Origin of the sequence: Streptomyces sp. SDT5-1 (assembly GCF_052245995.1) — a bacterium.
GTDB lineage: Bacteria > Actinomycetota > Actinomycetes > Streptomycetales > Streptomycetaceae > Streptomyces.
The window spans coordinates 5,867,232-5,881,638 of sequence record NZ_CM125963.1 but is presented as its reverse complement, the minus strand read 5'-3'; the positions used below and the strand labels follow the sequence as shown (position 1 = coordinate 5,881,638).

General features: G+C 70.8%; 10 protein-coding genes. 4 read left to right on the top strand and 6 right to left on the bottom strand.

The features are described from left to right. Window positions 1–191 precede the first annotated feature (191 nt). Complete coding sequence (gene nsdA / locus ACTWJ8_RS27210; protein WP_356388953.1) at window positions 192–1,673, bottom strand: transcriptional repressor NsdA; 1,482 nt, start codon at window positions 1,671–1,673, stop codon at window positions 192–194. A gap of 473 nt (window positions 1,674–2,146) precedes the next feature. Here nsdA and ACTWJ8_RS27205 point away from each other — a divergent pair, with 473 nt between their 5' ends. Continuing rightward, window positions 2,147–2,815 carry a bifunctional DNA primase/polymerase gene (locus ACTWJ8_RS27205; protein WP_356388951.1) on the top strand — a complete coding sequence of 223 codons (669 nt, stop codon included), beginning with the start codon at window positions 2,147–2,149 and terminating at the stop codon, window positions 2,813–2,815. 86 nt (window positions 2,816–2,901) lie between these two features. Here ACTWJ8_RS27205 and ftsY read toward each other — a convergent pair whose 3' ends face one another. Further along, a complete protein-coding gene (gene ftsY, locus ACTWJ8_RS27200; protein WP_443260497.1) occupies window positions 2,902–4,128 on the bottom strand; it encodes a signal recognition particle-docking protein FtsY in 1,227 nt (408 codons plus the stop codon). 245 nt (window positions 4,129–4,373) lie between these two features. Between ftsY and ACTWJ8_RS27195 the strand changes: the two genes are divergently transcribed. Both ACTWJ8_RS27195 and ACTWJ8_RS27190 read left to right on the top strand, forming a co-directional pair. Continuing rightward, window positions 4,374–5,819 carry a cytosine permease gene (locus ACTWJ8_RS27195; RefSeq protein ID WP_356388947.1) on the top strand — a complete coding sequence of 482 codons (1,446 nt, stop codon included), beginning with the start codon at window positions 4,374–4,376 and terminating at the stop codon, window positions 5,817–5,819. Between the two features lie 63 nt (window positions 5,820–5,882). Next, on the top strand, window positions 5,883–6,860 hold the full coding sequence (locus tag ACTWJ8_RS27190; protein WP_443260496.1) for an LLM class flavin-dependent oxidoreductase: 978 nt from the start codon (window positions 5,883–5,885) through the stop codon (window positions 6,858–6,860). Window positions 6,861–6,947: 87 nt separating this feature from the next. Here ACTWJ8_RS27190 and ACTWJ8_RS27185 read toward each other — a convergent pair whose 3' ends face one another. The 4 genes from ACTWJ8_RS27185 to ACTWJ8_RS27170 form a co-directional block, all read right to left on the bottom strand. Further along, window positions 6,948–8,363, bottom strand: a complete 1,416-nt coding sequence (locus ACTWJ8_RS27185; RefSeq protein WP_443260495.1) for a sugar porter family MFS transporter — start codon at window positions 8,361–8,363, stop codon at window positions 6,948–6,950. A 231-nt stretch (window positions 8,364–8,594) separates the two neighbouring features. Next, window positions 8,595–12,224, bottom strand: coding sequence for a chromosome segregation protein SMC (gene smc / locus ACTWJ8_RS27180; protein WP_443260494.1), 3,630 nt, complete (start codon window positions 12,222–12,224; stop codon window positions 8,595–8,597). A gap of 222 nt (window positions 12,225–12,446) precedes the next feature. Beyond that, window positions 12,447–12,647, bottom strand: a complete 201-nt coding sequence (locus ACTWJ8_RS27175) for a hypothetical protein (protein WP_356388941.1) — start codon at window positions 12,645–12,647, stop codon at window positions 12,447–12,449. A 381-nt stretch (window positions 12,648–13,028) separates the two neighbouring features. Further along, on the bottom strand, window positions 13,029–13,310 hold the full coding sequence (locus tag ACTWJ8_RS27170; RefSeq protein ID WP_356388939.1) for an acylphosphatase: 282 nt from the start codon (window positions 13,308–13,310) through the stop codon (window positions 13,029–13,031). A 152-nt stretch (window positions 13,311–13,462) separates the two neighbouring features. On the opposite strand from ACTWJ8_RS27170, the gene ACTWJ8_RS27165 reads away from it, so the two are divergent. After that, entirely contained in the window at window positions 13,463–14,407 is a 945-nt protein-coding gene (locus ACTWJ8_RS27165) for a CAP domain-containing protein (RefSeq protein WP_443260493.1), read from the top strand.

The following is a 14,407-nucleotide window of genomic DNA, read 5'->3' as shown; positions in this document are numbered from 1 at the left end:
CAGCACCGTTTCCGCCGGTGCCCCTCGATGTTTCGCCGCAGTGACGAAGAGGTCGCGGGTGTTACGGATGCATGAAGTGCCGGAAACAGGCCGACCACGGCCTCCGTCCGAATGACCTGGCGTAGGGGAGCCGAGTCGGGCTGTTTCGGGACGGTGGCCGTGGCCGGGGTTCTGGGGTGCTCCCCCGCCCGTCAGACCGCGGCTTCGGCGGTCTCGGGCAGGTGCAGCGCGAGCTGCTCGGTGAGGTCGATGACCTCGGCGACGTCACCGAAGTCGCGTGTCGCATTGTCGACGGTCTTGCGGATGCGGGTGTTGACGCGCTCGGAGCGGACCTTCCTGGCGATCTCCAGGGCCTGCCCCGCGAGCACCGTGGACTGCACGGGCTCCTTCTGGAGCAGGTGCACCGTGGCCATCCCGATCAGGTTCAGCGCGTACGAGCGCTGGTGCTCGGGGTCCTTCCCGAACAGCTCGACCGCGCGGGCCATCACGGGCTCCGCCATCGACGCGTACGTGGGGCTGCGGCCCGCGACGTAGGCGAGATCGCGGTACGAGTGGCTGTTCTCGCCGTGCAGTTCGGCCTCGGAGAAGAAGCGGATCCAGTCGGGGTCCGGCTCGTCCCAGTCGTCGGCGTCGGTGAACGTGTCCTCGGCCATCCGCACGGCGCGCTTGCACTTGCCGGGCTGCCCCATGTTCGCGTACGCGCGGGCCTCCATCGCATACAGCATGGACTGGGTGCGCGGGCTGGCGCAGTCCCGACTGCCGTACTGGGCGAGGTGGATGAGCTCCAGCGCGTCGTCGGGCCGGCCGAGGTGGATCATCTGGCGGCTCATGCTGGACAGCACGTACGAGCCGAGCGGTTTGTCGCCCGCCTCCTTGGCGGCGTGCAGAGCGAGGACGAAGTACTTCTGGGCGGTGGGCTGGAGACCGACGTCGTAGCTCATCCAGCCCGCCAGCTCGGCGAGTTCGGCGGCGACCTTGAACAGGCGCTTCGTGGTCTCCTCCGGCTGCGGCTCCTGCAGCAGGTCGGTCACCTCGTGCAGCTGGCCGACGACGGCCTTGCGGCGCAGGCCGCCGCCGCACTGGGCGTCCCACTGGCGGAACATCACCGTGGTCGACTCGAGGAGGTCGAGCTCCGGCTTCGACAGCCGGTTCCCCCGGCGCTGGGCGGCGGACTCCGGCTCGGACCCGGCCTGCGCGCCGCCGGGGGTGGGGACCAGCCAGCGCTGCATCGGCTCGATCAGGGCGGGGCCCGCGGCGAGGGCGAGGGAGCTGCCGAGGAAACCGCGGCGGGCGAGCATCAGGTCGCTGCGGGAGAACTCGCCGATGAGCGCCACGGTCTGGGGGGCGGTCCAGGGCAGGTCGACGCCGGAGACCGACGGGGCCTGGTGCGCGGCGCGCAGGCCGAGGTCCTCGACGGCGACGACGCAGCCGAAGCGCTCGGAGAACAGCTCGCTGAGGATCCTGGGGATCGGCTCGCGCGGGTTCTCCCCGTCGAGCCATCGGCGCACGCGGGAGGTGTCCGTCGAGATGTGGTTCGCACCCAACTGCCGGGCCCTGCGGTTCACTTGGCGCGCCAGCTCACCCTTGGACCAGCCGCTGCGCACGAACCACGAACCGAGCAGTTCGTTCGGGCGCTTCTCAGCGTTCGTGACGCTACCGCCGCTGCCGCCCACTGGAACGCCCCCATCCCTGAAGCCATCTAAGACGCCGCGTGTGAAGTTCCGTCGTCCGCCGTTCTCCACACTCTTGCCCGCAAGCCCTACCAGGATGCCGTCAAACCAGGCTTCCCGTCCGGCAGTTGTCACTCCTCGAACAGGAAACCGACTTGCCTCCGGCATACCCACGGGTGCACTGACCCCCAGGGCTCATGCACTGAAAGTAATCCTACGATCACCCCTCCGGCGAGGGCGAACACTGAAACGCCACCATTCGCCACCCCTTCGAATGAACTCAGTTGGGCTCGCACGCGATTCACTTGACATAGGACAGCCGGAAGTAGGCGGACCAGGGTGGACGGGGGCGCACGACACGGGGCGCACCACCCCGAATGTCACACGGCTCCGGTTCACTCGGAGTAGCGTGCGCGTCGGGTAACGATCCGATTCCGCCACGTAACCACCGGCGCGCAGGATGTGTTGGAGGGGGCATGGGCTTCACGATCGGCGGCATGCGCGAGATGCGCTCCGGCTCACGTCGCCGCGGCCGCACGTCCGGCCGCGCTTCGGACTGCACCACGGTGGCGGAGTACACCGGACTCTGGGGCTGGGACGTGGTGCCCGGCGCCCGCGCCGTCGGCTCGGCGTGCTCCTGCGGGAAGGCCGGCTGCCCGGCCCCCGGGGCGCACCCCCTCGACCCGGACGCCGTGGTGAAGGCGGGGGCCACGCTCGACGAGGTGACCGAGTCCTGGGGCCGGTTCCCCGGGGCCGCGGTACTGCTGCCGGTGGGCCGGGCCTTCGACGTCATCGATGTGCCGGAAGCCGCCGGGCGGCGCGCGCTCATCCGCCTGGAGCGCATGGGCCTGCCCCTCGGCCCGGTCGTCGCCACCCCGGAGGGCCGCGCCCACTTCTTCGTGGCCCCCGGCGCAGCCGCCGAACTGCCCACGCTGCTCTACCGGACGGGCTGGGACGACGCGGCCCTCGACCTGCACGCGCTGGGCGCGGGCGCGTACGTCACGGCGCCCCCGTCCGACCGCGGCGGCCTCGGCCCGACGACGTGGCTGCGCCCGCCGTCCCTGGACACGGCGAACCAGCCACCACAGGCACGGCTGCTGCTCGGCACCCTGGCCTACGTGGCGCACCGCTCACCGTCCGCGTAGGCGCAAAGGGGCCACGAAAAAGCCGCAGCCGCACTGCTCCGATCCAGAGCAGCCCGACCGCGGCCTCCCGCGCCGAAGCGAAGCGTCTACTCGCCGATAAGCGCATCCACGAACGCCTCCGGCTCGAACGGCGCCAGGTCGTCCGGCCCCTCGCCGAGCCCGACGAGCTTGACCGGCACGCCCAGCTCCCGCTGCACGGCCACGACGATGCCGCCCTTGGCCGTGCCGTCCAGCTTGGTCAGCACGATGCCCGTGATGTCGACGACCTCGGCGAACACGCGCGCCTGCACCAGACCGTTCTGCCCCGTCGTCGCGTCGAGCACGAGCAGCACCTCGTCGAGCGGCGCGTGCTTCTCCACGACCCGCTTGACCTTGCCGAGCTCGTCCATCAGGCCGGTCTTGGTGTGCAGCCGGCCCGCGGTGTCGATGAGGACGACGTCGGCGCCCTCCTCGATGCCCTCCTTGACGGAGTCGAACGCGATGGAGGCCGGGTCGCCGCCCTCGGGGCCGCGCACGGTGCGGGCACCGACCCGCTCGCCCCAGGTCTGGAGCTGGTCGGCGGCGGCCGCGCGGAAGGTGTCGGCGGCGCCGAGCACCACGTTCTTGCCGTCGGCGACGAGCACACGGGCGAGCTTGCCCGTGGTGGTGGTCTTGCCGGTGCCGTTGACGCCGACGACCATCACGATGCCGGGCGTCGTGCCCTCGGTCGCGACGTTCTCCGTCTTCACGGTGCGGTCGAACTCGGGGACGACGAGCTTCAGGAGCTCCTCGCGGAGCAGCGCGCGCAGCTCGTCGGGCGTGCGGGTGCCGAGCACCTTGACGCGCTCGCGCAGGTTCTCGACCAGCTCCTGGGTGGGCTGCACGCCGACGTCGGCGGTGAGCAGCGTGTCCTCGATCTCCTCCCACGTGTCCTCGTCGAGGTGCTCGCGGGACAGGAGGGTGAGCAGGCCCTTGCCGAGCGCGTTCTGCGACCGGGAAAGGCGGGCGCGGAGCCGCACCAGGCGGCCCGCGGTGGGTTCCGGAACCTCGACCTCGGGGGCGGCGGGCTCCTCGGCGGCCGGGGCCTCGGGCTCCTCCTCGACGGTCGGCTCGGCCGTCGGGAGGTCGACCTCTTCGATCGTGCGCCGCGCTTCGTCGCGCGGCGTCTCGGCCTCTTCGCCGACGTGCGGCTCGGTGGGCGGGGCGGCGGTGATGTCGGGCGCCGAGGGCGGGGGCGGAGGCAGCTGCTTCTTCCTGCGGCTGCCGACCACGAGCCCGCCGAGCGCGCCGAGCACGACCACGGCGATGACTACAGCAAGGATGACGGTTTCCATAACCCGTCCAGTATCAGTCATGGGCTCGATCGAGGCCCTGTTCGTAGCTTCCCACGAAGGACAAAGGACTCTGATGGGTTCGACTCGGACTAAAGTACGATGGCAGTGGTTGCGTCAACGCGCGTAGAGTCCAACGCGATCACGGCAACCCGCCACACATGGGCCCACCCCGCGGGCCCGCCACCCCCACCGGCTCCCCGCCGCCCCCACGGCCGAGCCGAGCGAGAGGCACGGAACCCCACCGCATGAGCAAGACCGCCGAAGCCGAAGGCGCGCTGGAGACACGCGGCATCGAGCCCGTCCCGGACGCCGAGCGCACAGCCAAGACCCGCGAGCTCTTCCCGACCTGGGTCGCCGCCAACATCAGTGTGCTGTTGCTCACGATGGGCGCGAGCCTCGTCGTCCAGTACAAGCTCAACTTCTGGCAGGCCATCGGCGTCGCCGTCGCGGCGCCCATCGTGTCGTACGGGCTCGTGGGCCTGATCGGCATCGCGGGCAAGCGCGGCGGCGCGCCCGGCATGGCGCTGTCGCGCGCCGTGTTCGGCCAGCGCGGCAATCTGCTGCCTGGCTCGCTGATCTGGATCGCGCGCTGGGGCTGGGAGACGATCAACGCGGTGACCGGCGCGTACGCCGTGCTCACCGTCCTGGACATCCTGTTCGGCATCAAGCAGAACAACTTCCTGGTGATCCTCACCCTGCTGCTGTTCGTGTGCGCCACGTTCGCGATCTCGGGCCTCGGCATCAACGTCGTGCAGATGTGCAACAAGTACGCGACGTACCTCTTCGGCGTCTTCTCGGTCCTGGTGCTCGTCTACCTGATCATCAACACCGACTGGTCCGAGGTCTTCGGGCAGCCCGCGGGCAAGACGTCCCTGATGGTCGCGGGCATCGGCATGATCGCCGCGGGTGGCGTCAGCTGGATCCCGTCCTCCCCCGACTTCACGCGCTACCTGCCGCGCACCGCGTCGACGAAGGGCATCGTGGGGAACTCGATCGGCGGCGCCGGCATCGTCGTGCTCCCGATGGTCCTGATGGGCTCCGTCATGGCGGTCTCCGTTCCGGACCTCGCCAGCGCGCAGGACCCGGTCTCGTTCCTCGGCGAGATCCTGCCGCTGTGGATCGCGGTGCCGTACCTGCTGATCGCCCTGGTCGGCATGCTGCTGATCAACGCCATGTCGATGTACTCGGCCGGCTTCACCGCGCAGACCCTCGGCTTCAAGGTGCCGCGGCACTGGGCCGTCTCCATCAACGCGGTGATCTCGCTGGTCTTCGGCGCGATCCTGATGCTGGTCGCGACGAGCTTCATGAGCTCGTTCATCTCGTTCCTCTCGCTGCTCGCGGTCGCCTTCTCCGCCTGGGTCGGCGTCTTCGGCGCGGACATGTTCAAGCGCAAGCACTACGACGGCGCGGCCCTGATCGACACGACCCGCACCAGCGCCTACTGGTACAAGGGCGGCTTCTCCCCCGCCGCGTGCGTCGCCTGGGCGGTCGGCCTGGTCGTCGGCCTGCTGTTCACGTCCTCCTCCTGGTTCAGCGGCCCGCTCGCCACGAACAACTTCGTGGGTGAGTACGGCCTCGGCTGGATCGTCACGATCGTCGTCTCCGGCCTGCTGTACCTGGCGCTGCCCAAGCCGGCCGACACCACGAAGGCCCCCGAGGAGCCCGACCCCGCCGCGGCCATGGCTTCCTGACGCCCCGTCAGCTACCGTCCCCCTTCACCAGAGCCCGCGTGCCCGCGTGAAGGGGGACTTCTCATGCCCGTGTCCGTCGTACGGTTCAATCTCGTCGACCCCGCCGGCACGCCCGAGTCGCTCGCCGCCCGCTACCAGGCGGCCGTCGAGATGGCGCGCTACGCCGACGAACGGGGCATCGACACGGTGCAGACCGAGGAGCACCACGGCGTCGCCAACAACTGGCTGCCCTCCCCCTTCACCTTCGCGGGCGCGGTCCTCGGCGCCACGAAACGGATCGCCGTCACCGTCTCCGCGATCATCGGCCCGCTGCACGACCCGCTCCGGCTCGCGGAGGACATCGCCGTACTCGACCTGCTCAGCGGCGGGCGGCTCGTGACGGTCTCCGGGATCGGCTACCGGCCGGAGGAGTACGCCCAGTTCGACGTCGAGTGGAAGCGGCGCGGCAAGCTCCAGGACGAGCTGCTCGAGACGCTGCTCAAGGCGTGGACCGGCGAGGAGTTCGAGTTCCGCGGGCGGCGGGTCCGCGTCACGCCCCGCCCCTTCACCCAGCCGCATCCGCTGCTCCTGGTCGGCGGCTCCTCGCAGGCCGCGGCGCGCCGGGCGGCCCGCCTCGGGCTCCCCTTCTTCCCGAGCGCCCACCTGCCCGAGCTGGAGTCGTACTACAACGAGCGCCTTCAGGAGTACGGGACCGAGGGCTGGACCATGATGCCGGGCAAGGTCACCCCGCTCCTGCACATCTCCGAGGACCCGGACCGCACCTGGGCCACGCACGGGAAGCACTTCCTGCACGAGGCGCGGACCTACGCGTCGTGGCAGTCGGGGGACATCAAGTCGGCGGTGAAGTCGGGCGCGGGCACCGTGGACGAGCTGCGTGCCGAGGGCGTCTACCGGGTGCTCACGCCCGACGAGTGCCTGGCGCAGGGGCTCGACAACTACGTCCTGCACCCGCTGTCCGGCGGCATGCCCCTGGACGAGGGGCGCCGCAGCCTCCAGCTGTACTGCGAAAACGTACTGCCCCGGCTGAAGGACCAGTCGTAGGTCGATCAGCCGGGGCAGTGACGGCAGCGGGGAGATGGCAGCGGGGACTTGAGCCCATCTCCCCGGGTTCGTGGGAGGCGCTGGGCGTCAGCCCATCTCCTCCAGCGCCTTGCCCTTCGTCTCCTTCACGAACTTGAGCACGAAGGGGATGGAGAGCGCGGCGAAGATCGTGTAGATCACGTACGTGCCGGAGAGGTTCCAGTCGGACAGCGACGGGAAGCTCGCGGTGATCGCCCAGTTGGCGATCCACTGGGCCGATGCGGCCACACCGAGCGCCGCGGCGCGGATGTTGTTCGGGAACATCTCGCCGAGGAAGACCCAGACGACGACACCCCACGACAGGGCGAAGAAGAGGACGAAGAAGTGCGCCGCCACCAGGGCGACCCAGCCCTGCGTCGCCGGCAGCTTGCCGTCCACCAGGTCGTAGCTGAACGCCCAGGCCTCCAGGGCCAGACCGATCACCATGCCGACCGAACCGATCAGGGCCAGCGGCTTGCGGCCGATCCGGTCGACGAAGATCATCGCGATGACCGTACCGATGATGTTGATGATCGACGTCGTGAACGAGTAGAAGAACGAGTCCGTCGGGTCGACACCGACCGACTGCCACAGCGTCGAGGAGTAGTAGAACGCGACGTTGATGCCGACGAACTGCTGGAAGACCGAGAGGCCGATACCGATCCAGACGATCGGCTTGAAGAAGAAGCTGCCGCCGAGCAGGTCCTTGAACGTGGACTTGTGCTCGCTGCGCATGGCGTGCTGGATCTCGGCGACGCGGGCGTCGAGGTCGACCTCCTTGCCCTCGACCTCCTCGAGGACCTGCTTGGCGCGGTCGACGCGGCCGGCGGAGATCAGGAAGCGCGGCGACTCGGGGATCGCGAAGGAGAGCAGACCGTAGAGGACGGCCGGGATGACCATCACGCCGAGCATGACCTGCCAGGCCTCGAGGCCCATCAGGGTGCCGCGCTGGTTGCCGCCCGCCGCCTGGAGCAGCGCGTAGTTGACGAGCTGCGAGACGGCGATGCCGATGACGATGGCGCCCTGCTGGAAGGAGCCGAGCCGGCCGCGGTAGGCGGGCGGGGCGACCTCGGCGATGTACGCCGGGCCGATCACGGAGGCCATGCCGATGGCGAAGCCGCCGATGATCCGCCAGAAGGCGAGGTCCCAGATCGCGAAGGGCAGCGCCGAACCGACGGCGCTGATGGTGAACAGCACGGACGCGATCTGCATACAACGGATGCGGCCGATGCGGTCGGCGATGCGGCCCGCGGTGGCGGCGCCGATGGCGCAGCCGATCAGGGCGATGGCGATGACCTGAGCGAGCGCGGCAGACCCGATGTCGTACCGGTCACGGATGGCCTCGACCGCGCCGTTGATCACGGAACTGTCGTAGCCGAAGAGGAAACCGCCCATCGCGGCGGCCGCCGCGATGAAGATGACATGGCTCAGATGCTCGGGCCTGGCTTCCCGGGCTCCGGACTTGGGGGCCGTACTGCTGGTCACATGTACTCCTCGGGCCACCGGCTGCGCTGCCGGGGGTGGGGGCGAGCCCTTCAGATGTGATTCCAGTGGCGCACAGGTTCACGCCGCCCACCACCTGAAGGTAAAAGCAACGTTGCAGAGACTATGCCTTCATGTTTTGAAGTCAATACTTCGGGTGCTGTTAATTTCAGGCGTGGGCGTGTCGTGATGCGTTCAAGGCTTGAACACTGCTAGGTGAGGTGCGCGCGGCGGCTAGCTCAGCCGCTGGCTGATGACCTTCGACACCCCGTCGCCCTGCATGGAGACCCCGTACAGCGCGTCGGCGACCTCCATCGTGCGCTTCTGGTGCGTGATCACGATGAGCTGCGAGGCCTCCTGCAGCTCCTGCATGATGCGGATCAGGCGCTGCAGATTGGTGTCGTCGAGGGCGGCCTCGACCTCGTCCATCACGTAGAACGGGCTGGGCCGCGCCTTGAAGATGGAGACCAGGAGCGCCACCGCGGTCAGCGAGCGCTCGCCGCCCGAGAGCAGGCTGAGCCGCTTGACCTTCTTGCCCGGCGGCCGGGCCTCGACGTCGACACCCGTCGTGAGCATGTTCTCCGGGTCGGTCAGGACGAGCCGCCCCTCGCCGCCGGGGAACAGCCGGCTGAAGACGCCCTCGAACTCGCGCGCGGTGTCCCGGTAGGCCTCCGTGAAGACCTGCTCGACGCGCTCGTCGACCTCCTTCACCACTTGAAGCAGATCGGCCCGGGTCTTGCGCAGGTCCTCCAGCTGCTCACTGAGGAAGTTGTGGCGCTCCTCGAGCGCCGCGAACTCCTCCAGGGCCAGCGGGTTGACCTTTCCGAGCTGCTGATACGCGCGCTCCGCGGACTTCAGCCGCTTCTCCTGCTCCGAACGGACGAACGGGCGGGGCTTGTTGCGCGGGTGCTCCGGGTCCTCCGGCAGCTCCTCGCCCTCGGCGGGGAGCGAGGGCGGCACGGGCTGGTCAGGACCGTAGTCCGCGACGAGCCCCGCCGGTTCGACACCGAGTTCCTCCAGCGCCTTGGTCTCCAGCTGCTCGATCCGCAGCCGCTTCTCGGCGCCGAGTACCTCGCCCTTGTGGACCGAATCCGTCAGCTTGTCGAGTTCTTCCTTGAGCTCGCGACCGCGCGCCCGCTCGGCGGCCAGCTCCTGCTCACGGGCCGCCTTCGCGCGCTCGGCGAGGGTGCGCTCCTCGTCGGCGCGGGTGATCGACACCTCCACGTGGGCGAGCAGCTGGCGGGCGCCGGAGGCGACGGCCTCGGCGACGGCGGCCTCGTAGCGGCGGCGGGCGCGCTGCCGCTCGGCCCGCGCGCGGGCGTCCCGCTCGGCGCGGGCGGCGCGGTCCAGCGAGTCGGCGCGGCCCGCGAGGCCCCTGACCCGCTCCTCGTGCGTACGGACCTGGAGGCGCGCCTCCATCTCCGTCTGCCGCGCGTTGGCCCCGTCGGCGGACAGCCGGTCCCGCACGGACGTGTCCGGCTCCTCGTCCGCCGGCTGCTCCTCGGCCACGGCGAGCCGCTCGGCCAGCTCCTCGGCGTCCTGGACGGCCTTCTCCAGCGCGTCCTGCGCCTTGGCCGCCGCGGCGGCGCTGCGCTCGGCCTCACCGGCGGCGCCGCGGGCCTGTCCCGCGAGGCGGCCGAGCTGCTGGGCGCGGCCCGATCGCTCGCGCTCCGTCGCCCGCTGCCGCTGCCCCAACTCCTCGACCAGGGCCGCGCACTCGGTGCGGCGCTCGGCCGCCGCGTGCTGCTCCTCGGCCCACGCCTCGCAGCGCGCGTCCAACTCCTCCAGCTCGGCGGCGGCCTCGTCCACGGAGGCCTGCACCTCCAGCAGGCTGGGCGCGCCCGCGGAGCCGCCCTGCGCGAAGTGCGCCCCGAGCAGATCCCCTTCGGCGGTCACGGCGGTCAACTCGGGCCGCGCGTACACCAGGTCCTCGGCATCCTCGAGCGTCCCCACGACGACGACGTCGCGCAGCAGCCGCCGCACGGCGGGCATCAACTCGTCGGGCCCGCGCACGAGGTCGGCGGCGGCCGGGGGGCCGTCGGGCCGGTGCGTTTCCGTGCCCGGGTCGGAGGGCCGGGATCCGGAGCGGTACGCGTCCGGGGCGCCGCCGGAGCCGTACGAAGCCGTGCCGCCGGGGGCCCCAGGGTCGCCCGCCAGCAGCAGCGACGCCCGCCCCCCGTCCTGTTTGCGCAGGAGGCGGATCGCTTCTGCGGCGGCGGTGGGCGTGGTCACCGCGATCGCGTCGGCCGCCGCGCCGAAGGCCGCCGCGATCGGCACCTCGTAGCCGGGGGTCACCGAGAGGAGTTCGGCGGCGGGGCCGAGGAGCCCCGCGAGGCGCTCCTTCGCGTCGAGCAGCGCGCCCGTTCCGTCCTTGCGCCGCAGCCCGAGCGCGAGCGCCTCGTGCCGGGCCGCGAGCGCCGCCCGCTTGCGCTCCCCCGACGTGGCGGCCTCCCGCGCGGCGCTCAGCGCGGCCTCCGCGTCCGCGAGCGCCGCCTTGGCCTCCTCGTGCCGCGCGGACAGCTCCTCGTCCCCGGCGTCGAGCCCGTCGACCTCGGCCTTCAGCTGCTCGTACTCCTCCTGCGCCGCTTCCGCCCGCCGCTGCGCCTCGTCACGGGACGCGGCGAGCCGGTCGATCTCGGACTGCGCGGAGGCCGCCCGGGAGCGGGCGGCGTTGACCTGGCCCTGGAGGCGGGCGAGGCCCTCGCGGCGGTCGGCGATGGCCCGCGCGACGTCCTTGAGGCGGCGCTCCTCCACCGCCAACTCCCGCTCGAGCTCGGAGCGGTGGGCGACCGTCTCGTCGAGGGCGATCTGCGCCGCCTCGAGCGCGGCCTCCAGCTCGGCCTCCTGCTCGCGCACCCGCGCGGCCTCGCGCTCCAGCTCCTCCGGGTCGCGCCCGCGCCGCTCCTCGGCGGGCGCGGCCGTGGCGCTCTTGACCCGCGCGTCGGCGAGCGAAACGGTCCCGCGCACCCGCTCGGCGAGCTGCGACAGCTCGTACCAGGACTGCTGCGCGCGCTGGAGCCGCGGCGTCAGTTGCCTGACCGCGTCCTCCAGATGCCCCTCGCGCAGCTGCGCCTTCTTCAGCTCGTCCTCGGCCGCTGCCTTGCGCCGCTTCAGCTCCGCCTCGTCCGCGACCTCCGCGCTGAGCGCACCCCGCAGCCGTACGAGATCGTCGGCGAGCAGCCGCAGCCGCGCGTCGCGCAGGTCGGCCTGGATGACGGCGGCGCGGCGCGCGACGGCGGCCTGTCTGCCCAGCGGCTTCAGCTGCCGCCTCAGCTCTTCGGTGAGGTCCTGTACGCGGGAGAGGTTGGCCTGCATCGCGTCCAGCTTCCGCAGCGCCTTCTCCTTGCGCTTGCGGTGCTTGAGGACGCCGGCGGCCTCCTCGATGAAGGCCCTGCGGCCCATGGGGTCGGCGTGCAGCACGCCGTCGAGCTGGCCCTGCCCGACGATGACGTGCATCTCGCGCCCGATGCCGGAGTCCGACAACAGCTCCTGGATGTCGAGAAGTCGACACGTGTCGCCGTTGATCTGGTACTCGCTGCCGCCGTTGCGGAACATGATCCGCGTGATGGTGACCTCGGCGTACTCGATGGGCAGCGCGCCGTCGGAGTTGTCGATGGTGAGGGAGACCTCGGCGCGGCCGAGCGGTGGCCGCCCGGTGGTGCCGGCGAAGATGACGTCCTCCATCTTGCCGCCGCGCAGCGATTTGGCGCCCTGCTCGCCCATGACCCAACTGAGCGCGTCCACGACATTGGACTTGCCGGAACCGTTGGGACCCACGACGCAGGTGATGCCCGGCTCGAACCGCAAGGTGGTGGCCGAGGCGAACGATTTGAACCCACGCAGGGTCAGGGCCTTGAGGTGCACGCCGTCGGACTCTACCGGCCACCCCTGTCTCACTCCATGAACCCGCGGTTTCACCCATGAACATGCAGGGCACATCAGACATGAAGAACGTCGGGGAAACCGGGCGTGAAGTCAGCGGTGCGCGGGGGCGCCCGGAAGAAAAAAGGGACGCCGAAGCGTCCCTTGTGTCACTGTCGAGCGGCTGGTGACTGGCAGCCCGACCACCTACGTCGCTGGGGGTGGTCAGGTGAGCGCAGGCTCCGCCTGGGGTACGTCGACCTCGAAGTGAGCGTCGTGAGAAGCGGCAGCCGCGAGCGCGTCGTTCTCGGCCTGGATCCGGCCGAGCTCGGATTCAAGGTCCTGGACGCGCTGCTGGAGCCGTCGCATCTCGGCGAGAAGTCGCGGGTCGCTGCCGCCGACGTAACCGAGAAGCGCCTTTGCCATGATGGATGGTCCTCCACACTGAGTGACCGACCGAATCGGTGTGGGTCGTGAGGGAATCGCACCCGCGGTGCTTGGCACTTCTTGTTTTGCTGCCGTTCTCACATGCCAAACAGCTAAGGTGCGCGGGGACTTCCAGAGTCTCACCAAAAAGTTTGACGGTCAACACGATCACGCCCCGTATTGGCGGGCAAACCGGGGGCTTCACGCCGCAGAACCTGCGGTGCGGCCTCACGTCCGGGGCCCGGGGGCGTAGAGATCATCCGTTGCCGGGGAGCCTGCCACGAGTCCCCGTTCTTGGCAACCACCAGGGCGTTTCTGCCCGAGGCGGGTGCCCGCGGCACGTTCGCCGCCCCCTCCCCCGCGCCCGCCTGCGGTGACGGTTCAGCGAATGGCAAACCCGTCGTAGCCGCCGCGGGGCGTGTCCCAGATCTCAGTCACTCCGTCGACGCGGCCGGGTGTGTCGTCGCCGTGGAGCCAGTCGAGCAGTTGCTGGGCGTTGTCGCGGGGCCCCTCGGCGACCACTTGGACACGCCCGTCGTCGAGATTGAGAGCAAAGCCACTCAGGCCGCCGATCTCCAGAGCACGTGCACGGGTGAACCACCGAAAACCCACACGTTGGACGCGTCCGCGCACCCACGCGGTCAGCCGTACTTCTTCGTTCATGGGTGCACGCTAACCGGCCAAAAGCACTCGGAGCACTTCGTCCCCTGGGGAGTTGGGGTAGCGTCCCCGACCATCGAACCTCACTCGTACGGGTGAGAAGCAGGCACCACAGTGACGACCGCGAGGACCAAGAGGACGAGGAAGGCCAGGACATGGGACGCCACCGACGCTCCGCCGCGAGCCGCCCGCACGCGAGCGACTTCGCGCAGGGCTACGCGGAGTACCCGCCGCCCCCGACGTCGCCGACCGCGCCCAGGACCGGTGCCTCCCACCACCGCAAGCGCCGGGACGGCGTCCCGCTGCGCACCGGCCTGCTGGGCGCATCCGCGGCCGTCGCGATGGGCGCGGTCGCCGTGACCACGGGCCTGATCCCGGGCGGCAGCGGCTTCAAGCTCGGCGACGGCGGCGGCAGCAAGGTCGAGGCCGCCGACTCCCCCGACGTGTCGACGCAGGGCGGCACCGGCGGCGAGATCGACGACCGGGCGCCCTCCGCGGCCAGCCGCGACACCGAACGCGCCACGCCCTCCGCCTCCCCGTCCACCTCCGCGTCGTCGTCCGCACCGGCCAAGAAGCCGTCGAAGGCACCGCGGACGTCCCGCCCCGCGTCGGACGGCGATACGCGCACGAAGAGCGCCGCCCCGGCCACCACCGCCCCGGCGAGGCCCACGCGGACCCAGGCGCCCGCGGGCGGCTCGGCGGGCAGCGCCGCGAGCACGTCGGAGAAGGCGGCCGCCGCGCAGGTCCTCTCCCTCGTCAACCGGGAGCGCTCCAAGGTGGGGTGCTCCCCCGTGACGGCGGACAGCGGCCTCGCCGCGCTCGCCACGGCGTTCAGCGACGACATGGCCGCGCGGGACTTCTTCGACCACACCGACCCGGACGGGGCGTCGCCCTGGGACCGCGCCAAGAAGGCCGGCATCACGGACCTCGGCGGCGAGAACATCGCCCGCGGCCAGGCCAACGCGCAGTCGGTCATGGACGCGTGGATGAACAGCCCCGGCCACAAGGCGAACATCCTGAACTGCGACTTCAAGACCCTCGGCGTCGGCGTCCACTTCGGCTCGGGCGGCCCCTGGTGGACACAGGACTTCGGCTACTGA

Coding starts and splice junctions, on each gene's coding strand:
- ACTWJ8_RS27205 (WP_356388951.1), top strand. CDS start 2,147: ATGGGCTTCACGATCGGCGGCATGCGCGAGATGCGCTCCGGCTCACGT.
- ftsY (WP_443260497.1), bottom strand. CDS start 4,128: ATGGAAACCGTCATCCTTGCTGTAGTCATCGCCGTGGTCGTGCTCGGC.
- ACTWJ8_RS27195 (WP_356388947.1), top strand. CDS start 4,374: ATGAGCAAGACCGCCGAAGCCGAAGGCGCGCTGGAGACACGCGGCATC.
- ACTWJ8_RS27190 (WP_443260496.1), top strand. CDS start 5,883: ATGCCCGTGTCCGTCGTACGGTTCAATCTCGTCGACCCCGCCGGCACG.
- ACTWJ8_RS27175 (WP_356388941.1), bottom strand. CDS start 12,647: ATGGCAAAGGCGCTTCTCGGTTACGTCGGCGGCAGCGACCCGCGACTT.
- ACTWJ8_RS27170 (WP_356388939.1), bottom strand. CDS start 13,310: ATGAACGAAGAAGTACGGCTGACCGCGTGGGTGCGCGGACGCGTCCAA.
- ACTWJ8_RS27165 (WP_443260493.1), top strand. CDS start 13,463: ATGGGACGCCACCGACGCTCCGCCGCGAGCCGCCCGCACGCGAGCGAC.